This window comes from Zobellia galactanivorans, assembly GCF_000973105.1.
Classification (GTDB): Bacteria; Bacteroidota; Bacteroidia; order Flavobacteriales; family Flavobacteriaceae; genus Zobellia; species Zobellia galactanivorans.
The window spans coordinates 1,423,324-1,448,871 of sequence record NC_015844.1; the positions used below are offsets into that span (position 1 = coordinate 1,423,324).

Below are 25,548 nucleotides of genomic sequence, written 5' to 3' on the forward strand. Positions count from 1 at the left end.
ATAAGCGTATTTTCTTAATAGAAAACCGCTCGGTTATCCTCAACTTCGGCAGCATCTTTCAAGGCTTGATAAACCGCTGTACTTACCCTAGCTTCACGAGAAGACTTTACAGCATTCGCATATGTACTATAGTTGTCCAATTTAGGCGCTTCGGTCCTTTTGGTCACGGTCAACATATAAACCCCGGTATTGCCCTCTATCAAACCTGAAGTAGTTCCTTCTTTCATGGCAAAGGCGGTACCTACAACTGCCGGTTCCGAACCTGCACCTGGAATAGTCGGTGACTTTACGGTCAAAGCGGTAGCCGTTGAAACGCTCACATTGTTGTCCTTGGCCAAATCATCGATAGACTTGCCTTTATTAGCGGCGATAATTTGCTCGGCTTTTCTTTCTTTTCTGATTTTAGGCAGTACGATTGCCGATGCATCCTCTACCGACATCAAACCTTCGTCGTATGTCTTGGTCAATTGCACCACGGCGTATCCACCTACCAAATCAAAACGCTTGATATCACCAATTTGGGTTTCTTCATTAAAGGCCCATTGTACGATACTTCTTTGCTCACCAAGACCTGGCAAGTTTTCATCGGTAGCCTTGACCTTGTTCACTGGGCGAACAACGTATTTGTTTTCCTTTGCCAAATCACCAAAAGCCTTATCGGACTCTATTGAATTCATTTCAAATTTGGTAGCATCGGTAAACAATTTGCTGGTCGTTTCTTCAGATGGCTCGATTTCACGGGCCAAGGTAGCTATCTGAACAATATCTTGCTTATCGTCGATTTTTATCACGTGAAAACCAAAGCTGGTTTCTACCATACCAATGGTTCCTACGCTGTTCTGAAAGGCGAAATCATTAAACTCAGGCACCATTCTTCCTTCTTGGAAATATCCAAGATCGCCACCGTTGGGCGCTGAAGGACCATCAGAGTTATCGCGGGCCAACTCAACAAATTTGGCATCTTTCTTTCGGGCTTCCGCAAGCAAACGCTTGGCTTCAGCCTCAGCTTCCTCTTTGGTACGGGTAATATCAGGATTGGCACGATCCGCCCCTTCGTATGTAATAAGAATGTGGCTGGCCTTTACCGACCCATTAGGTTTTCTTCCCACCATTCTGGAAACCTTGAAGTAATCGCCATCCCTATACGGACCATAAAGATCGCCAACCTTTAAACTCATCAAGGTATCGGCAAATTTGGCGGGCAATTCCCTTTTCGATTTATAGATCGTATCGAATTTGATATCGGAATTACGGTCTAAGAAAGCGGCTATATCATTGGTAGTCCTAAAACCGGCAATGGTATCGGTCTTATCGGTCTGCTCATTGTATTCTACGGCATCTTCGATCAACTTGGCTATTTCCTCTTTTACCGCATTCTCGTCTTCGACAGAAGGCTTTTCCTGAAAATAGACAAACTGAATATCCCTAGCGGGCTCTTGCCTAAAATCTTTCTTATGTTCGTTGATATACGATTGGATTTCACTTTTTGACACCGCGATGGTACTATCGGCAATGCTAGTAAACGGAATACGGACATATTTGATATCCATCTTATCGTTGGCCAACTTATAATCGAACTCCCCTTCTTTCAAGGTTGCCCCTATCCCTGCCCTGATAAGGTTAAAATATGTTTGTTGTTTGGCGCTCTGAATAATGGCCTGCTCATCTTGCAACCACAAATTGTATTGTTCGGGATTGTTTGTCTTAAGTTCCGCAATAAAGTTCCTGAACTTGTTCTGGTCGAACACACCGCTCTCGTTTTGAAATTGAGGGCTCTGTGAATAAGAAGGAATGGTACCGATATAATTCAAGATTTGATCTTGCTCGATATCAACGCCCAACTCTTCGAACTGTTGCCCTAAAATGGCATTGCGAACCTCTTGTTCGTAAACTTGGTTCACTGTTTGCATGGTAGAAGGATTCGCCGACCTTCGGGAAGCGACATCCACTTTTTGACGGAATGCGTCAATTGAAATTTCCTCTCCATTGATTTCAGCTATACTAGAGCCTACTTTTCCCCCGCTAACATCTCCATTGGTAAACACCCCGGAAATTACAAATGCGAAAAGGGCCAAGCCAATAATCAGTATTAGAACGGTTGTCCGTTTTCGTATGTTTTCTAAAATTGCCATTAATTAGGATTTTTTTAAATCAGTTTGCGAAATTACCATTTTCCATCAAATTATAAAAGAATTGAAAAACTATTCTTTTTCAACGATTTGCATGGATACCAAATCGATTTTAGTATTTGAAACCTCAATTATTTTAAATAAAAAATTTTCGACCCGTATTTCAGAATCTTTTTCGGGTATTTCCCCGGTCTCATTGACGATCAAACCACCAAGTGTCTCATACTCTTCACTTTTTGGAAGTTCCAACCGATACACCTCGTTAATGTAATCGACCTCAAGCCGGGCCGAAAATTTATAACTTCCATCCTCGAGTTGCTCCTCAATAAGATCGGTAGTATCGTGTTCGTCTTCTATTTCCCCAAAAAGTTCCTCAACAATATCTTCAACGGTTACAATACCCGAGGTACCTCCGTATTCATCCAAAACGACAGCTATACTCTTGCGTTTTTTGGTCAAAACGTTCAAAATATCTTGTATAAGCATGGTTTCGGGCACAAATTCCACCGGTAACAAAATGCTCTTTATGGTCTTTGGTTTTTTAAAGAGTTCATAGGAATGCACATAGCCGATGATATTATCGATGGTATCTTTATAGACCAAGATTTTCGAATATCCGGTATCGGTAAAGAGCTTGGCAAGGTTCTTAGGGGTCTCATGAAGCTCTACGGCCATTATCTCGGTTCTGGGCACCATAACCTCACGCGCCTTGACAGCGGCAAACTCAAGGGCGTTCTGAAAGATCTGAATCTCCGAATCCACTTCATCTTCCTCCTCAACGGTTTCCATCTGTTCGGTAATATAATCACCAAGTTCAATCTTACTAAAGGCCAACTGGACTTCATCGCCATCTGTCTTGAAAAAAGCCTTGAGTATAGCATCGGAAATCCAAATTACAAATTCGGAGATTACCGAGAATACCACATAGAAAAAATAGGCCGGTATGGCCAAAAATTTCAACAACTTATTGGCATAGATCTGAAAGAGCACCTTAGGAAGAAACTCCGCGGTAAAAAGAATGACCAAGGTAGATATCACCGTTTGGGTGACCAAACTAAAGTCGCCCAACAAGAGATTGAGGAACTCACTGCCCGAAGGCACCATGCCCTTAAACCAAAGCATAAGCAAATCGCCCATGAACAGTCCGTATATGACCAAGGCGATATTATTGCCGATAAGCATGGTGGCAATAAATTTCGATGGTTTTTTGGTCAAACGCGTGAGCACTTTAGCCAAAAAGCCCTCTTGCTTTTTTTCTATTTCAATATGAATTTTGTTGGCGGAAATAAATGCAATTTCCATGCCCGAAAAGAAGGCCGAAAATATCAGCGATAAAACGATAATAAAAATGGAAGCCTCCAAAATTACTGTTGGTTATCTTGCTTGCGCTGTTCAAATTTCTTCCGATAGTTTCTTCTGAACAAAAACATACCAATAGAAACTAAGGCAAAAAAGATAAAAAGATAGGTGCCTTCACGGTTTGTATTCCAATCCGTAAATATCCTGTAAAGCGAAAAAAAGGCTACCGCCAAGTACAAATATTCGGTATACTTTAAAATTTTAATCATCAGACTCTTCTTTAATAGTCATTAAACCATAGGTCTTATGGGCAATAAAAAAACTTAGATCCCGATTAAAATCCATGCCTTCACCGTCCATAATAGTACCGTCTTCCGGATTGGTAAACTTAAACTTTTCTTGTGTAAAAATCCAGTTGTCATCTTGATCCCAATACAACTGAGGGGTCTCAAGCTTTTTACCATCATGGCTTTCTATAACCACATTTCCCTGTAAATCTATCACATTTGTAGCAGAATAAATAATGCCGTAATCGGCCTTAATAATGCTCTTCTGCCCTTCTTCATTATAATAATTGACCAATAGCCCCTTTGGAAAGATGCGATGGGGAAACTTAAGATTGTTATAATCTTCGTTTAGCGGACTGGTCAATACCGCTATGACCCTAGTAGAAGTAGAGTCTTCACTCTCTAGCATCTCCCTTGCCTCGGTATAGGTAGCCGTAAAATTCTCGGCTATACCCATGGGGTATACCAAAGGCACCTTTTCTTCCCCAGACCTTTTATAGTTGTCCTGACAAGAAAAAAAAAGTATTGCCATGGTACAAACCATGGCAATACTTTTAAGATTATATCCGTAAGATGAAATCATCTCTCTATAAGTTCGGTACTTTTACACTACCCCCAACCCAACAGTTGAAGCTAACAGTCTTACCTGCCATACCCGAGTTGAATATGTCTGTTTTTGAAGGCGCCTTGGCAGCGTAGCTTTGGGCAGCCTGATTGGCACTAGAGCTAATGGATGGATCCACTCGTCCGGCCTGACGGGCCATATCTGCAGCTTTCCAGTAAATAGCACGCTTTTCAAAAGCACTACTACCACAATCATTGGCACTAGAAGCATATAGGTTGGCAATCAACAAATACGCCTTACCATTCGCTTTATTGGCGTTAATGGCCATTTGGGCATATTTCCTAGCGGTAGACTTACTACCTTTTCTTTTGTTGATAACCGCAACCTTATAAGCGATATTTGATTTTTTATAGTTATCGGTCTCCAAGCTCATTGCCTTATCAAAATCGGCCAAGGCCCCTTTTGAATCGCCATTCTTCATTTTCAAGGTACCACCGTAAACGTAGGCACTTGCCGAAGGATCTAAGGCCAACTGAGCTTCGAACAATTTCTGGAACAATGGATCGTCAGTACATTCTTTGTTGAACATTCTACCCACAGCTCTCTTTACCCAGTTTACATCACCCTTCTTCTCTTCGAAACTCTTTTCGTACAAAGGAATAAGGTTGTCACAATCGGCCAAGGCCCCAAGCTTAGAATCTACACTACCGGCAATCTTACCATAAGAGGTAGAGTTGGTCGTAGCGATTTTCAAAGTTCTTTTCTCCTTTGATGTAATGGTTCCGGTCGAATCTTTAGGAAGCAACTTGGTAATTACATCGGTAAGCTTTTTGTTCTCTTCCTCAATTTTATCGTTTACGTTATCGTATACATCAAAAACCTCTTGCAAATCTTTCTTTCCCGCCTTATGCAAGTCTACCAAACTAGAAAAGTAAAGATAAAGAGCCTTGGGGTTCTTGAAGTTTTTGGCATCGTTTTCGAAAGCCCCACCTAACATATCGTACAATTCGCTATCGGAAGCCATCTTATTATCGTACAAAAACAAAGCCTTGTCTATAGCAACTGTTGCTGGCGAGTATTTTTTAGGAAAATACTTAGCGCTATTATCGTACAAAGCCAACATATCTTTCACATAGCCGTCTTTTTCGGCCCCGGAAGATTTTTCTATTTTATCGGCCAATATTTTTTCGCCATAAATAAAGTTAGCCCTATTGATATCAGGACAGTTGTCATAAACCATTTTCCAAGGTGTATATGCCGCCTCATAATTTTTCACTTTAGCATGCTCAACATATATAGATAAGTTGGTCATACATTCTTGATTTTGAGCTTGGGCATTACTTACTCCCATAAACCCTAAAAGCATAATCGCCGTGAAGTAAAGTTTCGTTTTCATTTTTTAATTTTTACTTGTTTTTTGAAATTACAAATTGCCAATCAAAATTTCGGTTAGTGCCCAGAATTGTTATGGCTTATTTAGTGTTCCAATTTTTTGGAGGGGTAATGTACTAATTTTTTACCAAGACATCTACGGTAAGAATTAGAAATCTCCTGCACAACAGTTTATTTTTACGTTAATTGAAAAATTCGCTATCTACCAAGGTAAATTCTAGCAAATATTCAATATCCCACAACGTTTAATAAATCTTTCTTTTTTGAAACCACTGATCACTAAGAGACAATCCTACATTAACTTTAAAATAGCTCTCTTCAATTAAATCGGCCGAGGTGGTTCCTTTTTTACCAAGCTCAAAACCAAGATTCAAATTTGAGAGATTGTTTCCCAGTGGTAGGCCTAGTCCAAAAGTTATGCCAAAGTTATTTATGTCTTTATCATTAACGTACATTCCGGTCTTCTCAAGGCGTACCCCCGCCCTATAGGTTACCCTCTTGAGATAGCTTCCAAAAGAGTTTCGCTCGGGGGTATAAAAACCTCCCAAGGCCAGTGTACTCGCGTCTTTATAGATTAAATTGTCCAATTCCAAGAACTCATTAGAGAAATTCCCAAGCTTTTGAAAACTGTATTCAACCCCTAAAAACCATTGCATATCTTTTCCATAACCTACACCCAAGGTGGTGATCGTAGGAATGGTTACTTCTGTTTCCTTTAAGCCCTGGGCATACAAATCAACGTCATTTACAAAGCGTTCCAAATCGGGCGAACCGATAAAAGATCCGATTCTTTGCGTATTTCTGGACGAAAGATTGGCCTGGGTATTGACCCGTACGGAGGTATGCAACCTATGATTTTCGCCTATCGCAGGCGTATAGCTCAAGGCATAGTTAAGGTCTATACCACCTATTTTCGAAACCCTTTCGTCTTTAGACCCAAGGAGAACATTTTCGGTACTTTGAACCTTTAAGGTTTCAATCCTACCAAAGTTATAGTTTACCGTAACCCCTGCACTAAAGTTTTTAGCAAACTCGTAGCCCATAGACACGTATACCTTGTTGAGGCCACCATCACCTGAATACTGATTGATCTCACGAGACCCCTCGGCACCGATTTGATCTTGAAAATTATATCCGACCGAGGAATAGGGCCGAATACCAAAACCAAGGCCAAGGCCTTTTTTCAAACTGAGCCCCAATGCCAGGTAATCCAAATTAGATACAGCACTACTCTGCTCTTCGGTAAAGCTCTTCAATCGCGATTGCTTATACGAGATACCCGCAGTATAGGTCGTTATACCAAAATCTTCCCGCATCTGCACGCCCAACTGGCTATATGCGGCGGGGTTTTGAAGGTTGACATGTATACTATCGGCATACATAGCTATCCCTCCCATCATTTGGTTTTCTACGGTGGAACCGCTTCTTAACTCTCCTAAACCAAAATATGAATATGGGGAAACCGAACCATCTTGAGCGTATGTGCCTGTTACTAAAAGGCAAATTATGGCAAAACCTATTTTTTTGATCATTAGCGTTTGTTGTATTCCAACAGATAATTTAATCCTACAAGGAGAAATTTGGAGTCCGCAAATATGGTATTTTTTAACCGTTTAGACAAAAATAGCGCATCACCGCCTGTTAAAATAACTGTTAAATCTGCAAAACGGGATCCATATTGGTCGATTACACCGTCAATTTCCTGGCAAATACCGTTCACCACACCACTGTGGATACTGGTTTCGGTAGAATTTCCAATATAATCTAAAAATTCTTTGGGTTGTAACAAGGGTAATTTTGAAGTTTGGTCGTGCAAGGCCTTATATCGCATATGTAGTCCCGGCGAAATAGCCCCGCCCAAATACTCACCATAGTCATTGACCATATCGTAGGTAACACAGGTTCCCGCATCAATGATCAATACATTTTTTTTCGGGTAACGGTAAAATGCCGCCGTGGCCAAGGCAATACGGTCTACCCCCAAAGTCTGAGGCGTAGCATATGAGTTCTTAAAAGGCAACTTACTCATGGGCGTCAATTCGTGTACCTCGCAGAAAACCGTCAAAACAGCCATCACTTTTCGGTCTAAATTTCCAACCGAAGCGATTATTCCATGTTTAATTCTCGGATAGTGGTCACAAATCTCCTTTATTTCCCTGGCTACATCACCCACCTCTGAATTCTGCCTGAAAACGAGGGTATCTCCCTCGAACACGGCGAGTTTCACACAAGTATTACCGGCATCGATTACTAGGTTCATAGATACAAAGATCAAAAAATGCAGCCTAACAAACATCTTTTTTTCGAAATTTGTTTGCATATCGCAAATTTGAAATTATATTTGCACCCCGCAAACGGGTATGGTGCCTTAGCTCAGTTGGTAGAGCAATGGACTGAAAATCCATGTGTCCCTGGTTCGATTCCTGGAGGCACCACAAAAAATCCTTACAATCTGTAAGGATTTTTTTGTTTTTGGACCTATCTTGCAAAAAACTACTGTTTTGACCATTATAGATACCAATACGTCACTAGAGGAGCTTCAAAATTTCCTGCAATCTAAAGAATGGTTGCGTTATGGAGAAAAAATCGTATCCATAGAAAAACCCGGTGATGGCAACATGAACGTAGTCATTCGCGTTATTACCGACCAGCGTTCCTTCATCTTGAAACAGTCTAGGCCCTACGTTGAAAAATACCAAGAAATAAAGGCCCCCTTAAACCGGATTGCGGTAGAAAAAAACTTCTATCAAGCGGTTCAAGACAATGCCGTTCATGCCCATATTCCCACAATTTTGGGCTTTGACGTTGAAGAAAACCTCTTGCTCCTAGAAGATTTGGGCCATTGTGAAGACATGACCCTCATCTATCAACAAAGAGAAATTTCAAACAAACAGCTAAATCTTCTCATTTTTATTCTGGGCCTGATCCATAGAAAAAAAGTTTCAAGCGATTTTCCAGAGAACCTAGAAATGCGCCAATTGAACCACCAACATATTTTTGTACTTCCCTTCATGGAAGACAAGGGTTTTCAACTTGACGATATACAGCCCGGACTCCAAGAACTTTCCCTGCCCTACAAACAAGACAAAAAAATCAGGAAGGTCGTTAAGAAAATAGGCAAGAAATATTTGGCCCCAGGAAACACCCTCTTGCATGGCGACTACTACCCTGGAAGTTGGATGACCGAAGCCGAAAACCTTTATATTATAGACCCTGAATTCGGCTTTGTAGGCTTTCCCGAATTCGATTTGGGCGTCATGGCGGCCCATATTATTATTGCTACGGGCAAAAAAGGATACATAAAACGTATTCACGGGGCCTATCAGGGCGAAGCCAACCTTGAATTAATGTCGCAAGTGGCCGGTATAGAAATTATGCGCCGGTTGATCGGACTTGCCCAACTTCCCTTGGACCGCTCCCTAAAAGAAAAGGGCAAACTTTTGAAAAAGGCACGTAAACTCATTTTAAACCCATGAAACGCCTATTAGTTTGGTTTTTGGTTTTCCTCTCTCTAGCCTGCAAAGAGACGACTTCCCCTGTAGATTTACCGGCACCCGAAAAAAACACTTACACCACCGATACATTGCAACTTTCGGAAGCCAGATACTACGATAAGGTTTTAGGAGCACTGGTAGGTTCCGCCATAGGTGACGCCATGGGAGCTTCCACCGAAATGTGGCACCGAAAAGACATTCAGCTCAAATACGGCTACATAAACACCTTGACCCCGGCGGTACGCCAACAATCGCCCGAAGGTACATGGGGCCACAACCTTAATGCAGGCGCGACCACCGATGACACCCGATGGAAGTACACCATGGTCAAATACCTTTCAGAAAATGAGGGAAACCTGACCGCTGACCGTTTCGCCGATTTTATAACCTCCTATTATTCTACCTTAACCCGAACCATAAGTGATGGAAAAAAGGTTCCCGACACCGATTTTCTAGATACCCAAATCGAAAAAATAGACTGGATCAAAGAATGGGCACGGGTCTCTATGGCCTATCAAGAAAGCCCCGAGGCTTACCTAAAAGCCATGAACCGCTTTTACGGGGGAGAAATGTCATGCGCGGGACAATTGTACACCCCAATGTTCGGACTGATAACCGAAACGCCCGAAGCGGCCTATGAGCTCGCTTACGAGCACAGCTTGTTCGATTTGGGCTACGCCAAAGACATTTCGGCCTTGGTTTCGGCTATGACCCATATGGCCCTTCGCACCCAAGACATCGATTCCATTATCAATACCACCACCTTTGTTGACCCATTAGGTTATCAAGACAGCAGATTGGTAGGGCGTATTGCTTACCAAATGGCAGATGCTTCGGTCAAAACGATATTGCAAATAAAACAACGCAGCCTACCCGACTCCTTAACGACAAAAGACAGCTTGCTCTATAAGATTCCCTCAGGATTCCAAGGAAACCAGAAAGAGTGGATGCGCCAAGAAATGGCCTATGCCTTTTTGGAGGAGCACAAAAAGGCTATACCCTTTCACTCCGGGGAAATCTATCAAATATTGATTACGGCCCTGAAGTATGGGGAAGGCGATTTTGAAAAGACTTTACAGTTTATAGTAAACTACGGTCGTGACAACGACACCGTGGCCGCCGTGGCCGGAATGATACTAGGCGCCAAGGACGGCTACTCACGACTACCCGTATCGCTCCGCGCCCAAGCCCTTAAGGTCAACAAGGAAAATATGGGAATCGACCTCGAAGCGCTTGCCCGTGAGATTACCGAAAAAAAGTATCCTAATTCAGTCAAGCCTTAGTTTTTACTTAACAAACCAAGGCTATTTAAAATAGTATATTTGTAATTGCGCCATACGCAGCATACCCATGAGAACTACCTTAAACGTCTTTTTATTTCTTTGGCTTACTTCGATTTCGTTCGCCCAGAGCAAAATTGACAAGACCTTAAAAAAGCTGAACGAAGCATCGGTAGACTATATTCATGCCGACTCCCTTAAAAACGGGTCGAACGTAGTGCTGCTCGATGCCCGTGAGAGATCAGAATACGAGGTCAGTCATTTAAAAAATGCCATGTGGGTCGGCTACGATACGTTCGAACTCGATTCCATTGTTCAAAAAATTAAAAATAAAAACAGTGAAATAGTCGTTTACTGTTCCATAGGCGTACGCTCCGAAGATATTGGGGAAAAGTTACAACAGGCAGGTTACACCAAGGTCAAAAACCTTTACGGAGGTATATTCGAATGGAAAAACCGCGGAAACCCCGTCTTCGATTCGTCAGGTAACGAAACCGAACAAGTACACGCCTTTAACAAGCAGTGGGGCAAATTGCTAAAAAACGGCAAGAAAGTATACGGACCGTAATTCAGCAACCTTTCCCCTATGCCTTTTTCACCAAACCCAGAACCTTAAAACTATAGCTATTTGAGTTTTATAACCCCTAACGAAAAACAAAAAGAGGACGCAACGGTCAATTATACCAATATAGCCTCCAAAGAGCTACTGCTCATTTTTACGCGAAACCCCCAATTGGGAAAATGCAAGACCCGTTTGGCCGCTACCATTGGCGACCAGGCGGCCTTGGACATTTACAGGTTTTTGCTCGGCCATACCGTAAAAACCACCGAAAACCTGAACACGGCCAAGCAGGTCTGGTATTCTGAGGAAATTTGGACCGATGATATTTGGAGTCCGATCATATTCGATAAAAAATTACAGCAAGGCCCTGATTTGGGCGTGCGTATGGCCCATGCTTTTCAAGAGGGATTCGCTTCGGGTTTCGAGCGTATTATCGTAATAGGAAGCGATATGTACGACCTCGACCAAAATGACCTGCAACAGGCTTTTTCCGAATTGAAAAAAAACGATTTTGTTATTGGGCCGGCCCAAGATGGAGGCTATTACCTGCTGGGCATGAACCGTTTTAAACCCGAACTGTTCTCCAACAAGGCTTGGGGCCAAGAAAGTGTCTTGGCCGATACGCTGGAAAACCTAAAAAACGAAAAACATCATATTTTAGACGAGCGAAACGATGTCGATGTTTACGAAGACATACAACATATCGATGCGTTTCGCCCTTACTTAAAACATTTAACATCATGATGCGAAAACAATTAGACGAATCCGTCGCCTATTTACAAAGTAAAGGATTTGACCAACCCGAAATCGGTATCGTACTCGGCACAGGTCTGGGCAAATTGGCCGATCAGATAGAAAACCCCATTGAGGCACACTACAACCATATTCCCTTTTTTCCCCTTGCCACGGTAGAATTCCATTCCGGAAAACTTATATATGGCACACTGGAAGGCAAAAAAGCGGTAGTCATGAAAGGACGCTTTCATTTGTACGAAGGCTATGATTTTCTAGACATCACTTACCCTATTCGGGTCATGCACCAATTGGGAATAACAAAGCTCTTTATCTCGAATGCGGCCGGTGCGATCAACCTAAACTATAAGGAAGGTGATTTAATGCTCATTGAAGACCATATCAACCTTCAAGGCGGATCGCCTTTGGCCTTCAAAAGCGTTGCCCAGTTCGGCGAACGCTTTGCCGACATGTCAGAACCCTATGATGTACCCATGCGCGAAAGCTTGATGAAAATTGCGAACAAAGAAAACATCACCCTTCGCCAAGGCGTTTACGTTTCCGTAGTGGGACCTCAACTAGAGACCAAAGCGGAATACCGCATGCTTAAAATTATCGGTGCCGATGCCGTAGGAATGAGTACCGTACCGGAGGTCATCGTTGCAAACCACTTAAACCTTCCCATAGTCGCCGTCTCGGTAATTACCGACGAATGCAACCCGGAAAACCTGAAGCCCGTAGATATCGATCGGATCATAAAAACGGCGGAAGTAGCGGAACCAAAAATGGTCAAACTCTTTAAAGAACTGATCAAGACTTTATAGACCTAGGCTTTCTTTTTCTTAAAAAATGACAGGGAGTAATGTGTAAGTTTTGACCAAAAGGCGCTACTTATTAGGAAACCTTTTGTTCTATGCAATTTAAACTAATGGCAAAAACGGCTGTTTTTTCACTTTTTTCACTGGCTGGCCTTTGTTCTTTTTTCGGAAGAAAGGAAATGCCCAAGCATCAATTTGAGAGTAAGGTTCAAAGCAACACCTTAGACCATTCAGCTTGGAACGCCTTGCTCAAAAAATATGTAGACCTCAGCGGCGACGTCGACTACAAGAACTTCAAAAACGAACAGCAATCGTTAACGGCATATCTTGACCATTTGGCCAATAATGCCCCGTCTGACAATTGGACCAAGGAGGAAGGCCTAGCCTATTACATCAACCTCTACAACGCGGCCACCGTTCAATTGATATTGAACCATTACCCCACCAAGAGCATCAAGGACATTAAAAGACCTTGGAGCAACGATTGGGTAAAAATCGGTGAAAAAACATACTCCCTAGGAGACATTGAACACAAAATACTTCGCAAAATGGACGAACCCCGTATTCATTTCGCTATTAATTGCGCCTCATTTTCGTGTCCGAAATTGCTCAACGAGGCCTATACGGCATCACAACTCGAGCGTCAGCTGCAAAAAGCATCCGAAGATTTTGTGAACGACCCCACCAGGAATATCATTTCAAAAGAAAAATTACAGCTTTCCAATATCTTCAAATGGTATAAAAGCGATTTTACCACCCACGGCAACCTCATAGAATACATAAGGCCCTATAGCAAGATAGACATTGACGCAAAGGCCGATATTGAATACCTTACTTATGATTGGAGCCTAAATGAAAAAAAATAAACTTCGCATCAGTATCGTAATTCCGGTCTTGAACGAGGCCGAGTGCATTGCCAAGGTACTTCAGTACCTGACCGCTAACAGCTCACCCGAAAACATCGAGGAGATCTTGGTCATAGACGGTGGAAGCTCAGACAACACCCCCTCTATTGCCGAAAAGAACGGCGCCAAGACCGTGCTTTCCCCCAAAGGCCGCGCAAGACAGATGAACCTTGGGGCAAAACACGCAAAAGGTGATATTCTCTATTTTCTACATGCAGACACCCTTCCTCCCAAACATTTTGATCTATCGATCATCAAGGCCGTTGAAGAGGGGTTTAAGACAGGATGCTTTCAAATGAAATTCGACAGTAACAGCGCCTTTTTACGATTTTTCGCTTGGTTTACACGCTTGAACCATCAATTGTGCCGTGGTGGTGACCAATCCTTATTCATCACAAAAGAGCTGTTTGAAGACACCGGAGGCTTTAACGAGGCCTACGTAGTTTACGAAGACAATGAGTTTATCGGCCGACTTTACAAAAGCACGTTTTTTAAGGTCTTACCTCGACATGTAAAGACCTCGGCTAGGAGGTATGAAGAACAGGGCATGATAAAACTACAGTACCACTTCGGCATCATGCACCTAAAAAACTATTTGGGCGCCGGGCCCGAGCAGTTGTACGATTATTACAAACGCAAAATCTCCGTTTAGCGAATAGGCCCGATTTCCCCCAACTTATAGTCGAGCAGAATACCCTCGCTTATCCACTTGGCCAATGCCTGTCGGTTTTCGGGCTCAAGAATGCGCCTTTGGTCTTTCTTGTTCCTAATATTTCCGACTTCTATGAAGGTCATGGCCGGATGGGTCTTTTTTACGAGATACAAGGAAGTTCTATCTTCAAAAGTGCCTGAATACGTTCGGTTCGGTTGGTATTTTTTGTATTTTTTCTGAAAGGTCTTGTGTATGCTTTCGGCCAACTTTTTACCGTTCTTGCTCTTTTCGTGATGGTAGAAAAACACATCGATGTTCTGCCCCACGCTACGACTGTCTATGTGGGTCACAATAAGGCGTTGATACTTGCCCCTATTTTTTTTGTAAAGATTGTTTACAATATCTACCCGTTGTCTTAACCGGGCCACTTGGTTGAGCGGAATGGTTTTATTCGGGTAAGCTACTTCGTCATGGTCGATTTCGAGTATACGTTCATCCCTGATCCCATCGTTCTCATCCCTTATGATAATATAGACCGTAGCCCCGTGCGACAATAACTCTTTGGCCAAACGCAGTGTTATATCATACGCATATTCATCTTCGGCAATAGATTTTCCCCCATAAGTGGCCATCGCCCCCGGATCAGGACCACCGTGCCCCGAAACCAGGTAATAGACCGCACCTTTGAGTTTTTCACTATTCGGCAGTACCATTTCATGGTCTTTTCCAAAAATGGCATATCGCTTTCCTTCGATCTTCTTGATTTCCTTGGTTTTTCTTTGGATGGAATCTACCACCTTCACCGTATCAAGATCCGCTACGGGTATCCGATACGTCCTTCCCGCATATAAATGAATACTATCGCGTAGGTTTTCAATATTCATGGAAACAAAATCGTCGTAGTGCTCATACGGGTTTACACCTTGCTTTCTCAGTAAGGAGAGTATGCCATCTCCCTTTTCGGCAACAACGGTCTGTACCGTATCTTGGGAAAAAGACGATATTGTATAACCGATGGCAGCAATGAGGAAACCTGCCATCTTTAAGCGATAAGAAAAACTATAATCCATTCAATGATCTGTATCAAAAATCGACATTCATGAGCTTCAACGAAAAACCGTTCTTTCCTTGAAAATCAAAAACAATGCCTAAAATTATGGGAATCCGCTACAAAATTAAAGAACCAAAGAATAAAACAGCAAGACCTTGAACAATTTAGTTAACGATTTCTTCAACAGTCGGCCCATATCCCCTTTTTCTTTACGCCAATTGACTTTGGCGATAGCTTTTGGGCGATTGCCCTAAATGCCTTTTAAAGTATTTTACAAAGTAGGAAGCATCTTCAAAACCTAGCCGGAACGCGATTTCATTGATTTGCAGACTCGTAAACCGCACGAGGCGTTTGGCCTCTAAAACGGTGCGTTCTGAAATAACCTGAGAAGGAGACTTGCCAATGACAGTATTTGTAAGTGTAGATAATGTTTTGGAGGAAATATGCAGCAAACTAGCATAATCACCCACCGATAGTCCTTTTTTAAAATGTACCTCTATGAGTTCTTTAAATTCAAAAAACTGCCTTTTATAGAGACTATTAAGCTGAATAGGCGCACTATCATTTTTTTGATGAATACGCTCTAATTGAATTAAAAAGGACTTCAACAAAAAACGGATAATATCTTCATATCCAAACCTATCACGCTGCTCCAATTCACTCTGTATTAGAGTGATGTAAGCTGATGCAACGTTAAGAACTCCCTTTTCAATAGTATAACAAGGTTTATCCAACATGTGAAAAATGTTGAATTTCAGAAACATATCTACATCTGTATGTTTAAAAAAGCTTTCGTTAAAGTGAATAAGCCACCCCTGCACATCTTCATTATCATCAAAAGCATGCACTTGATCTTTGGTAATAAAAAGCACGGTGTTCTTCTTTATATCATACTTCTTAAAATCTACTACATGCGTTCCTCCTTCATTAATGAACCATATAATTTGATAATAACTATGTGAGTGGGGCACGGCAGCCAAATCACCACTTTTTTTCCTATACGCATTTAAATCGTACAGCTCAAACTGAAGCTTTCCAGGCTGCCTTTTATGCAAATGGTACTGCTCAATTTGATATTTTGAATGGCGCATTCAATTCGTTTGTAACCGGTTAACCTATTCGTCGATAAAAAGATGCATCACTAACGTCCCAATTTATAATTTTTCCACCGTTTGAATTCCGCTATAAATGGCACCGTCCATATATCCGCCATGAACAGGGGACGTTTCCGCCCCCGAGAACCGTAATTTACCGTTCATATAGTTTCTGTTAAAAACGGGGTTTCCATAAGACGGGCTCATATAAATAGATTTGATATTTTCACATGAGGTATGCCAATCTTGAGACCAATCTTTTTCTTCATAGGAAAGGTAGTCTAAGATTTCAGTTCCCAGATATTGGGACAAATAACCCAAAATACGCTGCTTCCTATTCTCGGCCGATGTATCGCGAAGCCCTTCGTTTACAAAACCCATCAATGCATAATGTTCGTTTTCGGCATCATTATGGTCATAAAGTTCAGTAACGGCCCCCACTTGACCAATGATCATTCCTGAAAAATCATTGTTTCTCCAAAATGGCTCTTTAAACGTTAACCCTACTTTTATGGCATTGCTCATCCAAGTATGGGTCTTATCCATCACCGCCCCAACCTCAACAGGTAATTCGGGAGAAAATGAAATACGAGTTGCTATTTTTGGAGGAATGGTAACGATTACCTTCTCCCCAAAAAATACCCCATTATCAGTTGCTACCTGCATTCCATTTTCCGTCTCATGGATACTCAAAACCTTAGTTTCTGTTTTTATTTTATCCGATACCGTTTTAGCCAATGCGTGAATCAAAGCTTGTGAATTGCCTTTAATACGATAAGCAGATGGGGTATCCGGGTCGTTTTCAAAATAATGTTCGGGCGCCATGGTGCTATAGACCAATATACTCTTCCCTTTGTTATACTGGTGGTATTTCTCAACGCCAAGCTCGTTCAAAAGCGCTATAACCTCTTCATGGTGCGTCTGGAACCACGTAGCTCCATAATCAATCCTGTCTCGGGTTACGATTCGCCCTCCTATGCGGTCTCGAGATTCAAGAACCGTAAAACTGGTTTCACCTTTATTAAATAACTTATATGCAGATGTAAGACCTGAAAGCCCTGCACCTATGATAATATATTTAGAAAAATTCCCTTTCAAACTTATTTCATTAAATGTGTTCCGTGTACTACTGCTGCTCCCGCTCTTAATACGGCAGAAACCATAGTAACTTCCGCCAACTCCTCTTGAGCGGCTCCTGCCTTTATTGCAGCGTCTTTATGTATCTCAAGACAATAAGGGCATTGTGTTGTCAAAGCTACAGCAATTGCCATTAATTCTTTATACTTTTTTGGTATGGCACCCTCGGCCAAAGCCGCTTGATCAAAAGCCCAAAAAGCTTTCATTGTTTTTTCCGATTCTTTTCCTAGAGTTTTTAAATTCTCAAGATTCTTCATATCATACATATCTTCAAGATTTTTTTAGAGGGGAAGAAAAATGAAGCACTTCATTTATTTATTAAACCATAAATTGCCTCAATCTTCCCTAGGGCTTATTACGTTTAATTTCTTCCTGACATTACACCACCATCTGTATCCCAAATCGCACCAGTCACCCAAGAAGCCTTTTCCGAAAGCAAAAAAGATATGGTATTGGCGACATCTTCCGGTTTCCCATACCGTCCAATAGGGTGAAAACCATGAAAACCTTGCAAAGCCTCTTTTGCCTCTTCTTTTCCTCCAAAAACACTATCATAAACCGGAGTTTGAACTACCGCCGGAGATACGGCATTCACACGAATTTTAAAATCTGCCAACTCCATTGCCAAATGTTGTGTTAGCGAATGTAAACCTGCCTTTTGCATAGAATATGCCGTTGAAGGAGTTGCTTTCACAGCTTGTTTGGCCCACATAGAGCCCACATTTACAATAGACCCACCACCTGTATCCGCCATCTTTTTAGCTGCATTCTGAGTAATAAAATAGAACCCCCTATTCAAATCCATATACGAATCATAATCTGCCACGGTATGGTCTAAAAATGGTTTGGGGCCAAAAATACCTGAAGCATTCACTAAGTAATCTAAATTATCCCAACCATTTATTTCCGCGTTTAAGCCGTCCAATTCGCTTGCACTCGTAATATCAACCTTATAAGTAAGCAAACTTCCTGTGGCCTCTTCTTTAAAAGCCCCAAGTTTTTCAGGGTTCGTACCAACCACATGTACCTCTACTCCTTCGTTTAATAGGTTTTGGGCCGTTGCTTTTCCAATTCCGCTACTACCTCCTATAATCAATGCTCGTTTCATAGTTTACTTTTTTATATGTTTTGTTGATACAAAGGTATTTCGGTTCTACAGGCCGGAACGGCACAATAAGGAGAATCCATGGTAATTTTCGGAAACAGATAGCAAAATCTCCCTACTTTTCAAATATCTTTAGGCTATAAAGTGAACATATATGAATCATGGCTTATTAGACCATATCGTTTATACCGTGCGGGATTTGGACGCTGCAATTCTAACTTTGGAAAAGAAACTAGGCGTTCAAGCAATTTTTGGAGGATACCATGCCACGCAAGGCACTAAAAACGCACTTATAAATCTAGACAATGGAACTTATCTTGAACTGCTAGTCGCCGATGACACCAACAAAAAAATACCACCTCCAAGATGGATGGGCGTAGATATGCTAAGTAAGGACCAAATCACCCGTTGGGCACTAAAGTCGGAGCAGCTTAAAAAAGATGCCAATATTTTGAGCCAATACAACGCGAAAATGGGAAATATTAGCGCGGGAAGCCGCCATACGGCAGAAGGATCCCTATTAAAATGGCAACTCATATTACCTTTGCCATCACCTGAAGTAGAACTTGTGCCCTTTATGGTAGACTGGAGCCAAACAGAAACACATCCCCATAAGGCCTTGCCCCAGATGGGCTGTAAATTGATCGAACTGTATGGTAATCACCCAAACCCCGACTTATTAGCAAATATATTTACGGAATTGGGTGTACGGTTCCGAATAGAACGTAATAAAAATATAAGTCTAAAAGCGATTATACAAAGCCCTAAGGGCATTGTTGAAATTTAATTTCGAATATGAAGAATTCCCTCTATTTTTTAAGTCTGAGCCTTTTGATAGGCCTATCTTCCTGTAAGCAGGAGGTTAAAAAAGAAGAAACAAAGGCGAAAACCATACAACCGGTCGACCGTGGCACCCTTAGGGAAATAAACAAGGCCGATACCGTGGTCAACGAAGCCATTGATACCCATGGGGGCCAAGCTTATGACACGGCCCACTACAGATTTACCTTCAGGGAAAAGGAATACACTTTTCACAACAAGGGAAAAGCATATACCTACTCGGTTACATTTGGGAAAAACGGACAAGACACTTTAGACGTTCTTGACAACGGACAGTTCGTCCGTAAAGTGAACGGCAAGCCTATAAGGCTTTCGGAAAAAGACGTCATAAAACATACCGAAGCCTTAAACTCGGTCATCTATTTTGCAACCCTGCCGCACAAACTAAAAGACAAGGCCGTCAATAAAACCCTAATAGGGCCAACAAAAGTCAAGGGCGAAGATTACAAGGCCGTAAAAATCAACTTTGACCAAAATGGGGGCGGCACCGACCATGATGACGTCTTTATGTATTGGATCAACTCAAAAACAAAGACCGTAGACTATTTGGCCTATAAATACAGCACCAATAACAGGGGAGTACGCTTTAGAAGCGCCTATAACCGAAGAAACATAGACGGAATCGTATTTCAAGACTACATCAACTACAAGGCTCCAATAGGCACTCCCTTAAAACAACTGCCCGAGCTCTACGAAAAGGGAGCACTAGAAGAGCTATCTAAAATAGAAACGGAGAAGGTTGTAAATTTAGCCCAGTAAACTACCTCCGGGCAAGCCCGCGAGGCATTAAAAGAAATACACCTTGATTTCGAGACCAACCTCGGAGCATTTAATCTCGATTATCGGGTAAAAAAATAAAACATGGCAGTTCTTGAGGTAATTAAAATGGGCAACCCCCTATTGCGGAAAGTATCGGAAGCGGTAGACATCGATGAAATAAAGTCCGATGATTTCCAAGGCTTTGTAGATGACCTGATCGCTACCATGCGCAATAAATCGGGCGTAGGTATAGCAGCTCCGCAGGTGGGCGTCCTTAAACGGGTGTTTACCATGGAAGCGAAAAAGAACGAGCGCTATCCCGACAAAAAGTCCTTTCCTTTATCGGTAGTGATCAACCCTAGGATCGAAACCTTATCGGATGAAATGGTAGATAGTTGGGAAGGCTGCCTTTCCATACCGGGAATACGCGGCCGGTTAAAACGCTACAAAACCGTAAAACTCAGCGGATACGATATAAAAGGAAATAGGTTCGAGAAGGTTCTTGACGATTTTTCGGCCATAGTGGCCCAACATGAACTCGACCACCTCAACGGAGTACTATTGATCGACCGTATGCCTTCTATGGAAACCCTTAGCTTTCAAGAAGAGTACGACACCTATTGGAACGTCTGATCAAAAGTACTGCCCGATTCCGAATACAAATCCCCTTGAAGCATCTTTGGTAATGCCATAGCCATAATCGATCCTAAAAATAGCATTAAAGATGCGCTTGTGCATCAATCGAAGTCCTATCCCAGGGTAGACACGAATGTTTCGGTCATCTGAAAAATCGCTAAAACTACCGCCAGGGTTACGCCAAGACCCCCCATCGACAAAAAAATTGCCCTGTAGTACGAACCAATTTTCGTCGATCAGCGTATGCCGGTATTCGGTATTAAAAACAATGGCCCCCGTACCGCGGTCAATGGTATTGCCCACCCCACGAATATTCAGGTTATTATCGACCGTAAACGGTGCAAAGGGACTATTTACGTTACTGGCCAGCCCCAGTCGCAACCGATTTGCCCAATTGCCTTTTTTCCCTACCCGCTTGTAGTAAACAAAATCGTTGAAGCCTATCAAAAATTCGGGCAGCTTGCTATTGCTACTGCCCACATATTGAAAGTTAAGGGTACTTTTAAACCCCTCTAAATAATAGAAATAATAGACGATGTTCTCGTAGTTGTAGATAAACTTCATAAGATGTTTGTCTACTTTTAAGGCCTGTGGTACACTCGTACTGGTCGCCCCCGACAGATAGGTGTAATCTTCCGAAAAAAGACTTCCACCCAGCTCTATCCGATGGTTAAAATTGAACTCATGCAATCCCATAAGCTCAAAACCCGTGTTATTGTACCGATAATCGGCCGTGGTATTTTCAAAAAAAACGGGCTCTTGGGTAGTAAAATCGTTATAACTGACCGATAAGCCTGTAGTTCTACTAAATAGATGAGGAGCCCTCAATCCCACACCAAAAGAATTAAAAGTATCATACTGATAGAAGCCTCCTATGGTAATACCCCTTCCCAAAAAATTAAACTCCTGAAGTCCCACTCTAAATGCAAAGGCATCATTAGAGGAGGAAAAGAGATTGGCATAGGGGATCAAAGTGAAATTTTCCTCTACGTTATAAGACACCTCATACCCATTGTTCCGAGATACGGCCACTTGATAATAAGCATGTGAAATAGACGGAAGCCTTTGAAGGCGCGCCACATCTTCTTTCAATAGTATAGAATCTAAGGGCATACCCGGTTGAAGTCCGATCAATTTTTTCAAAAAAGAGACCTTAGTTCGTTTAGTCCCCTTGATATTGACCTCGAGCACCCTTCCTTCTTGCGCCCTAGAAGGCCATCCTAAGAGGATAACAAGAAGAAAAACGAGTATTCTTAAGACCATGCCCTAGTGTGTAACGCCATAAATGTAAATTGTATTCTTCATAAAATTATCACAGTAGGCGATAGGGGTCGGTTTATTTTTTTAGAATTCTATTTCAGAAAAAAGGTTCACCCAATTATCTTCACTTACTGCCATCAAAGTAAAACTATAGGTATTATCGGCTTTCAATGTCGGAGGGGTACCTTTAGTAATGTTCACCACCACGTTTTCAAGATCATAATATTGAAACCGATGCTCATGGGTATAGGTTCCTGAAATAAAATTATCATCGCTATCGGAAACGACTCCAAAGTAAATCCTTGAATCCGTATATTTTCCATCGGTCCAATGAAAAAGGGGCGAGCCCGTATCCGCCGAATCAACAACAATACTCTGTTCGGTATATTCCGTAGGCTTCGTATGATGTTTTATCCGGATGGGGTTTGACAAATGGATCTTACCTCCTTCTTCAAAGGAAACAATGGCCCATTTTTCCTCGGTCACCACTACTTCGAACTTTTTGAGATATCCGTTAAAAACGTCGAACACAGGGTTGTCTATACGGTAATACTGTTCAAAGTCATCCTTTGATACCTTTATGTTTTCGGTCTCATAATAACGTACGTTGCTCGCCCCGTCCCGCGGATAGAAAAAAACGCTTACCATATGGTCGTTCTCATTACTGGCGGCGCATGCGATTACATTATCGAGTACGGGAGCGTCTTGCTTTAGGGCATCGCTAAGGGTTACGTCTTGATTCTCAAGATCGGAAGAGCATCCGACAATCAATCCCAAAAAAGCAAAAAGAACAAGGGAACGCATATCAATACTTTTTATAGACTTCTTTAATCACCTCTTGTGCCGGTTTGTTCTGTGGTGTAAATCGATTATCGTTTTCCCCACCTGCCTTATCATGATCGATAAACCATTTCCAGACATAACCGCCCGCGAACCAGTCTTCCCCCCAAAACTCATCAAATAATGCCCGTTTGGCATTGACTTGCGCTTTTAGGTTTACGTTTTCTTGGTTACGATCCACCAGCCACGGCTTCTTTGCCGTATAGTCCATACTTCTATACCCAAATTCGGTAAAGAGTACAGGTCTTCCGGTTTTTTTGACCAAGGCTGCCATATCAGGTTTCCAACGTTGCCAGCCCTCACGTAACTGCTTGACCGAAGGGGTCTTCTCATCCGACAGCGGAAAATACGCATCTATTCCTATATAATCCAAATCTTTCCAAAAAGGCACCCTCGGATACTCGTCCCAATTGGCCGCATACGTCAGTTTTCCCTTATAGACCGTTCTAATTTTTGAAATCAGTTTATGCCAGTATTCGGGCCTATTCGTCACAAATTTTTCAAGTTCGGTACCGATACAGAATATTTCCGTGCCCGTTTCTTGCGCCATTTCGGCGTAGGTCATTATAAATTTTTCGTAAGAAGCTTCGAGTTCTTGCCAGTGCACTTCGGAATTCATGTGTAGGGTTCCGGTAAATTCGCCACGCCATATCCATATTTGGGGCTTCACCATAGTCTTTATGCCATTTTTATGCAAAAGTCCAATATACTGCATGGCCCCTTTCTTGGTCTCGCCGAACCACTGTCTATCGGTATTGAAGATGATTTCGGGCGAATTGACATCCCTGATAAAACCAAAAGGCATTACGGCGGCATGATTGGCATACACCTGTTTTACCTCTTCAAGGTGGGTTTGCAAAGCTTCACTTCTAGAAGCCACGAAACTTACCCCGTTTATTTTTTCGGGGGCTTGGCTCGTACACGAAAACTGGAGAAAACATAAAAAAAGGAGTCTTACTATACGCATGTATCACTGAATAAGACTCCTAAAATACGGTATTTATGATCAGCTTTTAAAAAATCGCCCTTAAGCCCAAATTAAAGGTTTGTCCGAGCCCTGTATTGCTACCACGTACAAAGTTGGTATATAGCGCCTCTAGGTTTAGGGCTTGGGTCAATTGATACTTGGCACCTCCGCCCAAAGCCGTAAAGTCTTGTGAAAAGTCATTGCCCAAATCGATGCGTTGCGAATGTTGGGCCAAGGCCAAGACGGTAAATTTTGCACTGGGGAAATAACTCAGGAAAACCCCAGGGGTCAAGTTCAGGCTGTTATTGGCAAAACTTTCTTCCTTATCGCCGAAACTCAGTTCCGAATTCAGTTCACTGAACAATTGCCATTTATTTCCCGGAAAGGTATAATCGTAGAAAAAACGGTTCTGCCACACATACCCTTTCTGATCCAGAAAAACCCCGTTTTCGGTTTCATTGTCTACCAAGGGAATAAAGAAGGAACTCTGGATCGAAAAGTTACTGATCGATCTAAAGGGTACAAATTTGACCGATGGCGCTATAGAGGTAAGTCCTGAACGGGCCGTATCACGGTCACCGTCGAACGAAAACACATCAAGGGCCGAGCGGTCTCCTATAACGTTCGAACGAAATTCGAAAATGGCGCCTAGGTTCCATCGTTTGTTCTGTCCCACTCCCGTGTAAGCTTCCAAGGTAGAAGTAAAAAACGTCTGCCGTGGTTCTTTTCCATCGGTAAAAGTACTTTCCGTTTGTGTATAGAGGTTATTGAACCACTTGAGGTCTATCTGTCCCTTACCTATTAGTTTAGAGGGCGTATATTGTTGAATATTGCTCTGCGTGCTTTCGTCTTCCTTATCGTCTTGGGAAAAGGCTATACCCGTAGTCAAAAGCAGGGCGGAAAGAACAAGGTTTCTTTGTATTGATTTCATAAAATGTAGTTTATAGTTAAAAGTTGGTCGATATTATTTGGCTTCGTTCAATGTCCAGTCGTATGGATAATAAGAAACCTTTGTTTTTTCAGGAAGCGGTTCAGCTTTATACTTGTTTATAAAGTCTATCAAGCCTTGGCCGTTTTGTGTAAAATCGCCCTTGTACCATTCAAAAATCTGGGAAACCTTTACTTTGTTCTTATTCAATTGAATGAACTGCGGGTCATTCAGTGCCAAGCGGGTCTGCCTATCAAGTTGTGCATCCAAAGTTGCGGGAAGATAGGCTTCAGCTATAATCGGAGGACATCCCAGACCGCCGCATACCAGCACAAAATGAAAGCGTGCCTCTTCAGGGAATTTTGCACGTAACAATTTGTTCTCAATATCGTTAAGGGTAGTCTTTTTACCCCCTATTTCGTATTTCTTCCCATCGAAAAACCCGCCTACATCCAAAGGCGACCTCAACGGGTAGTTATCCACTACACCCTTGATTACAAGTAAGTTGTAGCCATTAATATAAAACGCTTGGTATTCGTTGGCATTGGCTTTCGACACGCTTATGTGTTGAGCCTCTTCGAGTAGTTCGTTCAAGTCCGATGGATTTTCCTTTATCGCCCGATAATGAACCCGACCATTTGAAACATTGGCCCGAAAGAAGGCATCCGCCTTTGTAAAAAAATCAGTAGTGCTTTGTCCGAAAGCCCCCGATATGGTGGCCAAGGAAAATGCCAAGGCCAAAATTGAATACTTCATGATTTGATAGTTTCGTTGTTATACTTGAGGCTTCGTCGAGACAATTTCGACATCCATACA

At 42.2% G+C, this 25,548-nt stretch carries 27 protein-coding genes and 1 tRNA gene; 11 read left to right on the forward strand and 17 right to left on the reverse strand.

Annotation, left to right across the window (positions count from 1 at the left end; translation table 11 throughout):
- Positions 1 to 14: 14 nt before the first annotated feature.
- From ZOBGAL_RS05625 to ZOBGAL_RS05655, 7 genes are all read right to left on the reverse strand, one after another.
- Positions 15 to 2,132: a peptidylprolyl isomerase gene (locus tag ZOBGAL_RS05625; protein WP_013992559.1), complete on the reverse strand. Its 2,118-nt coding sequence runs from the start codon at positions 2,130 to 2,132 to the stop codon at positions 15 to 17.
- A gap of 69 nt (positions 2,133 to 2,201) precedes the next feature.
- Complete coding sequence (locus ZOBGAL_RS05630) at positions 2,202 to 3,491, reverse strand: hemolysin family protein (RefSeq protein ID WP_013992560.1); 1,290 nt, start codon at positions 3,489 to 3,491, stop codon at positions 2,202 to 2,204.
- A gap of 2 nt (positions 3,492 to 3,493) precedes the next feature.
- Positions 3,494 to 3,697, reverse strand: coding sequence for a hypothetical protein (locus ZOBGAL_RS05635; protein ID WP_013992561.1), 204 nt, complete (start codon positions 3,695 to 3,697; stop codon positions 3,494 to 3,496).
- Complete coding sequence (gene lptC, locus ZOBGAL_RS05640; RefSeq protein ID WP_013992562.1) at positions 3,690 to 4,298, reverse strand: LPS export ABC transporter periplasmic protein LptC; 609 nt, start codon at positions 4,296 to 4,298, stop codon at positions 3,690 to 3,692. The genes ZOBGAL_RS05635 and lptC overlap by 8 nt, the downstream gene beginning before the upstream one ends.
- Before the next feature lie 4 nt (positions 4,299 to 4,302).
- On the reverse strand, positions 4,303 to 5,676 hold the full coding sequence (locus ZOBGAL_RS05645; RefSeq protein WP_013992563.1) for a tetratricopeptide repeat protein: 1,374 nt from the start codon (positions 5,674 to 5,676) through the stop codon (positions 4,303 to 4,305).
- Between the two features lie 241 nt (positions 5,677 to 5,917).
- On the reverse strand, positions 5,918 to 7,204 hold the full coding sequence (locus tag ZOBGAL_RS05650) for a membrane protein (RefSeq protein WP_013992564.1): 1,287 nt from the start codon (positions 7,202 to 7,204) through the stop codon (positions 5,918 to 5,920).
- Positions 7,204 to 7,932, reverse strand: coding sequence for a type III pantothenate kinase (locus ZOBGAL_RS05655; protein ID WP_046287788.1), 729 nt, complete (start codon positions 7,930 to 7,932; stop codon positions 7,204 to 7,206). The genes ZOBGAL_RS05650 and ZOBGAL_RS05655 overlap by 1 nt, the downstream gene beginning before the upstream one ends.
- 102 nt (positions 7,933 to 8,034) lie before the next feature.
- Here ZOBGAL_RS05655 and ZOBGAL_RS05660 point away from each other — a divergent pair.
- The 8 genes from ZOBGAL_RS05660 to ZOBGAL_RS05695 all read left to right on the forward strand — a co-directional run bounded on the left by ZOBGAL_RS05660 (position 8,035) and on the right by ZOBGAL_RS05695 (position 14,115).
- Positions 8,035 to 8,107: transfer RNA gene (locus ZOBGAL_RS05660), tRNA-Phe, on the forward strand.
- 66 nt (positions 8,108 to 8,173) lie between these two features.
- Positions 8,174 to 9,148, forward strand: coding sequence for a phosphotransferase (locus ZOBGAL_RS05665; RefSeq protein WP_046287789.1), 975 nt, complete (start codon positions 8,174 to 8,176; stop codon positions 9,146 to 9,148).
- Positions 9,145 to 10,449 carry an ADP-ribosylglycohydrolase family protein gene (locus tag ZOBGAL_RS05670; protein ID WP_013992566.1) on the forward strand — a complete coding sequence of 435 codons (1,305 nt, stop codon included), beginning with the start codon at positions 9,145 to 9,147 and terminating at the stop codon, positions 10,447 to 10,449. The genes ZOBGAL_RS05665 and ZOBGAL_RS05670 overlap by 4 nt, the downstream gene beginning before the upstream one ends.
- A 67-nt stretch (positions 10,450 to 10,516) precedes the next feature.
- The gene (locus ZOBGAL_RS05675) at positions 10,517 to 11,014 is read left to right on the forward strand and encodes a rhodanese-like domain-containing protein (protein WP_013992567.1); all 498 of its coding nucleotides are present in this window, start codon (positions 10,517 to 10,519) and stop codon (positions 11,012 to 11,014) included.
- Positions 11,015 to 11,074: 60 nt separating this feature from the next.
- Positions 11,075 to 11,752 carry a TIGR04282 family arsenosugar biosynthesis glycosyltransferase gene (locus ZOBGAL_RS05680; RefSeq protein ID WP_013992568.1) on the forward strand — a complete coding sequence of 226 codons (678 nt, stop codon included), beginning with the start codon at positions 11,075 to 11,077 and terminating at the stop codon, positions 11,750 to 11,752.
- Positions 11,749 to 12,564: a purine-nucleoside phosphorylase gene (locus ZOBGAL_RS05685; RefSeq protein WP_013992569.1), complete on the forward strand. Its 816-nt coding sequence runs from the start codon at positions 11,749 to 11,751 to the stop codon at positions 12,562 to 12,564. Before ZOBGAL_RS05680 ends, ZOBGAL_RS05685 begins: the two co-directional genes overlap by 4 nt.
- An 89-nt stretch (positions 12,565 to 12,653) precedes the next feature.
- Complete coding sequence (locus ZOBGAL_RS05690; RefSeq protein ID WP_013992570.1) at positions 12,654 to 13,424, forward strand: DUF547 domain-containing protein; 771 nt, start codon at positions 12,654 to 12,656, stop codon at positions 13,422 to 13,424.
- Positions 13,411 to 14,115, forward strand: coding sequence for a TIGR04283 family arsenosugar biosynthesis glycosyltransferase (locus ZOBGAL_RS05695; RefSeq protein ID WP_013992571.1), 705 nt, complete (start codon positions 13,411 to 13,413; stop codon positions 14,113 to 14,115). Before ZOBGAL_RS05690 ends, ZOBGAL_RS05695 begins: the two co-directional genes overlap by 14 nt.
- On the opposite strand, the gene ZOBGAL_RS05700 is transcribed toward ZOBGAL_RS05695, so the two are convergent.
- From ZOBGAL_RS05700 to ZOBGAL_RS05720, 5 genes are all read right to left on the reverse strand, one after another.
- Positions 14,112 to 15,185 (reverse strand): N-acetylmuramoyl-L-alanine amidase family protein, encoded by a 1,074-nt coding sequence (locus tag ZOBGAL_RS05700; protein ID WP_013992572.1) that lies wholly within the window; start codon positions 15,183 to 15,185, stop codon positions 14,112 to 14,114. The genes ZOBGAL_RS05695 and ZOBGAL_RS05700 overlap by 4 nt on opposite strands.
- Before the next feature lie 190 nt (positions 15,186 to 15,375).
- A complete protein-coding gene (locus ZOBGAL_RS05705; protein WP_013992573.1) occupies positions 15,376 to 16,257 on the reverse strand; it encodes an AraC family transcriptional regulator in 882 nt (293 codons plus the stop codon).
- A 63-nt stretch (positions 16,258 to 16,320) separates the two neighbouring features.
- A complete protein-coding gene (locus ZOBGAL_RS05710; RefSeq protein ID WP_013992574.1) occupies positions 16,321 to 17,358 on the reverse strand; it encodes a flavin monoamine oxidase family protein in 1,038 nt (345 codons plus the stop codon).
- A gap of 2 nt (positions 17,359 to 17,360) precedes the next feature.
- The gene (locus tag ZOBGAL_RS05715; protein WP_231854799.1) at positions 17,361 to 17,654 is read right to left on the reverse strand and encodes a carboxymuconolactone decarboxylase family protein; all 294 of its coding nucleotides are present in this window, start codon (positions 17,652 to 17,654) and stop codon (positions 17,361 to 17,363) included.
- 104 nt (positions 17,655 to 17,758) lie between these two features.
- The gene (locus tag ZOBGAL_RS05720; RefSeq protein WP_013992576.1) at positions 17,759 to 18,505 is read right to left on the reverse strand and encodes an SDR family NAD(P)-dependent oxidoreductase; all 747 of its coding nucleotides are present in this window, start codon (positions 18,503 to 18,505) and stop codon (positions 17,759 to 17,761) included.
- 151 nt (positions 18,506 to 18,656) lie between these two features.
- On the opposite strand from ZOBGAL_RS05720, the gene ZOBGAL_RS05725 reads away from it, so the two are divergent.
- From ZOBGAL_RS05725 to def, 3 genes are all read left to right on the forward strand, one after another.
- Positions 18,657 to 19,289, forward strand: coding sequence for a VOC family protein (locus tag ZOBGAL_RS05725; protein WP_013992577.1), 633 nt, complete (start codon positions 18,657 to 18,659; stop codon positions 19,287 to 19,289).
- Between the two features lie 8 nt (positions 19,290 to 19,297).
- Positions 19,298 to 20,101 carry a DUF6503 family protein gene (locus ZOBGAL_RS05730; RefSeq protein ID WP_013992578.1) on the forward strand — a complete coding sequence of 268 codons (804 nt, stop codon included), beginning with the start codon at positions 19,298 to 19,300 and terminating at the stop codon, positions 20,099 to 20,101.
- A gap of 102 nt (positions 20,102 to 20,203) precedes the next feature.
- Complete coding sequence (gene def, locus ZOBGAL_RS05735; protein ID WP_013992579.1) at positions 20,204 to 20,734, forward strand: peptide deformylase; 531 nt, start codon at positions 20,204 to 20,206, stop codon at positions 20,732 to 20,734.
- Here the strand turns inward: def and ZOBGAL_RS05740 are convergent, their stop codons facing one another.
- The 5 genes from ZOBGAL_RS05740 to ZOBGAL_RS05760 form a co-directional block, all read right to left on the reverse strand.
- Positions 20,735 to 22,000, reverse strand: a complete 1,266-nt coding sequence (locus ZOBGAL_RS05740) for a POTRA domain-containing protein (RefSeq protein WP_013992580.1) — start codon at positions 21,998 to 22,000, stop codon at positions 20,735 to 20,737.
- An 81-nt stretch (positions 22,001 to 22,081) separates the two neighbouring features.
- Positions 22,082 to 22,801: a hypothetical protein gene (locus ZOBGAL_RS05745; protein ID WP_013992581.1), complete on the reverse strand. Its 720-nt coding sequence runs from the start codon at positions 22,799 to 22,801 to the stop codon at positions 22,082 to 22,084.
- 1 nt (position 22,802) lies between these two features.
- Complete coding sequence (locus ZOBGAL_RS05750) at positions 22,803 to 23,804, reverse strand: glycoside hydrolase family 113 (protein ID WP_013992582.1); 1,002 nt, start codon at positions 23,802 to 23,804, stop codon at positions 22,803 to 22,805.
- Between the two features lie 46 nt (positions 23,805 to 23,850).
- Positions 23,851 to 24,735, reverse strand: coding sequence for a hypothetical protein (locus ZOBGAL_RS05755; RefSeq protein ID WP_013992583.1), 885 nt, complete (start codon positions 24,733 to 24,735; stop codon positions 23,851 to 23,853).
- Between the two features lie 33 nt (positions 24,736 to 24,768).
- Positions 24,769 to 25,488 carry a DUF547 domain-containing protein gene (locus ZOBGAL_RS05760; protein ID WP_013992584.1) on the reverse strand — a complete coding sequence of 240 codons (720 nt, stop codon included), beginning with the start codon at positions 25,486 to 25,488 and terminating at the stop codon, positions 24,769 to 24,771.
- Between the last annotated feature and the right edge of the window lie 60 nt (positions 25,489 to 25,548).

Excerpts from the sequence above, each read along its gene's own strand:
- ZOBGAL_RS05625 (WP_013992559.1), bottom strand. The coding sequence starts at position 2,132 with ATGGCAATTTTAGAAAACATACGAAAACGGACAACCGTTCTAATACTG.
- ZOBGAL_RS05755 (WP_013992583.1), bottom strand. The coding sequence starts at position 24,735 with ATGAAATCAATACAAAGAAACCTTGTTCTTTCCGCCCTGCTTTTGACT.
- ZOBGAL_RS05635 (WP_013992561.1), bottom strand. The coding sequence starts at position 3,697 with ATGATTAAAATTTTAAAGTATACCGAATATTTGTACTTGGCGGTAGCC.
- ZOBGAL_RS05650 (WP_013992564.1), bottom strand. The coding sequence starts at position 7,204 with ATGATCAAAAAAATAGGTTTTGCCATAATTTGCCTTTTAGTAACAGGC.
- ZOBGAL_RS05695 (WP_013992571.1), top strand. The coding sequence starts at position 13,411 with ATGAAAAAAAATAAACTTCGCATCAGTATCGTAATTCCGGTCTTGAAC.
- ZOBGAL_RS05725 (WP_013992577.1), top strand. The coding sequence starts at position 18,657 with ATGAATCATGGCTTATTAGACCATATCGTTTATACCGTGCGGGATTTG.
- ZOBGAL_RS05670 (WP_013992566.1), top strand. The coding sequence starts at position 9,145 with ATGAAACGCCTATTAGTTTGGTTTTTGGTTTTCCTCTCTCTAGCCTGC.
- ZOBGAL_RS05745 (WP_013992581.1), bottom strand. The coding sequence starts at position 22,801 with ATGCGTTCCCTTGTTCTTTTTGCTTTTTTGGGATTGATTGTCGGATGC.
- ZOBGAL_RS05700 (WP_013992572.1), bottom strand. The coding sequence starts at position 15,185 with ATGGATTATAGTTTTTCTTATCGCTTAAAGATGGCAGGTTTCCTCATT.
- ZOBGAL_RS05690 (WP_013992570.1), top strand. The coding sequence starts at position 12,654 with ATGCAATTTAAACTAATGGCAAAAACGGCTGTTTTTTCACTTTTTTCA.
- ZOBGAL_RS05730 (WP_013992578.1), top strand. The coding sequence starts at position 19,298 with ATGAAGAATTCCCTCTATTTTTTAAGTCTGAGCCTTTTGATAGGCCTA.
- ZOBGAL_RS05675 (WP_013992567.1), top strand. The coding sequence starts at position 10,517 with ATGAGAACTACCTTAAACGTCTTTTTATTTCTTTGGCTTACTTCGATT.
- ZOBGAL_RS05645 (WP_013992563.1), bottom strand. The coding sequence starts at position 5,676 with ATGAAAACGAAACTTTACTTCACGGCGATTATGCTTTTAGGGTTTATG.
- def (WP_013992579.1), top strand. The coding sequence starts at position 20,204 with ATGGCAGTTCTTGAGGTAATTAAAATGGGCAACCCCCTATTGCGGAAA.
- ZOBGAL_RS05740 (WP_013992580.1), bottom strand. The coding sequence starts at position 22,000 with ATGGTCTTAAGAATACTCGTTTTTCTTCTTGTTATCCTCTTAGGATGG.
- ZOBGAL_RS05750 (WP_013992582.1), bottom strand. The coding sequence starts at position 23,804 with ATGCGTATAGTAAGACTCCTTTTTTTATGTTTTCTCCAGTTTTCGTGT.
- ZOBGAL_RS05760 (WP_013992584.1), bottom strand. The coding sequence starts at position 25,488 with ATGAAGTATTCAATTTTGGCCTTGGCATTTTCCTTGGCCACCATATCG.
- ZOBGAL_RS05720 (WP_013992576.1), bottom strand. The coding sequence starts at position 18,505 with ATGAAACGAGCATTGATTATAGGAGGTAGTAGCGGAATTGGAAAAGCA.
- ZOBGAL_RS05715 (WP_231854799.1), bottom strand. The coding sequence starts at position 17,654 with ATGAAGAATCTTGAGAATTTAAAAACTCTAGGAAAAGAATCGGAAAAA.
- lptC (WP_013992562.1), bottom strand. The coding sequence starts at position 4,298 with ATGATTTCATCTTACGGATATAATCTTAAAAGTATTGCCATGGTTTGT.
- ZOBGAL_RS05685 (WP_013992569.1), top strand. The coding sequence starts at position 11,749 with ATGATGCGAAAACAATTAGACGAATCCGTCGCCTATTTACAAAGTAAA.
- ZOBGAL_RS05705 (WP_013992573.1), bottom strand. The coding sequence starts at position 16,257 with ATGCGCCATTCAAAATATCAAATTGAGCAGTACCATTTGCATAAAAGG.
- ZOBGAL_RS05655 (WP_046287788.1), bottom strand. The coding sequence starts at position 7,932 with ATGAACCTAGTAATCGATGCCGGTAATACTTGTGTGAAACTCGCCGTG.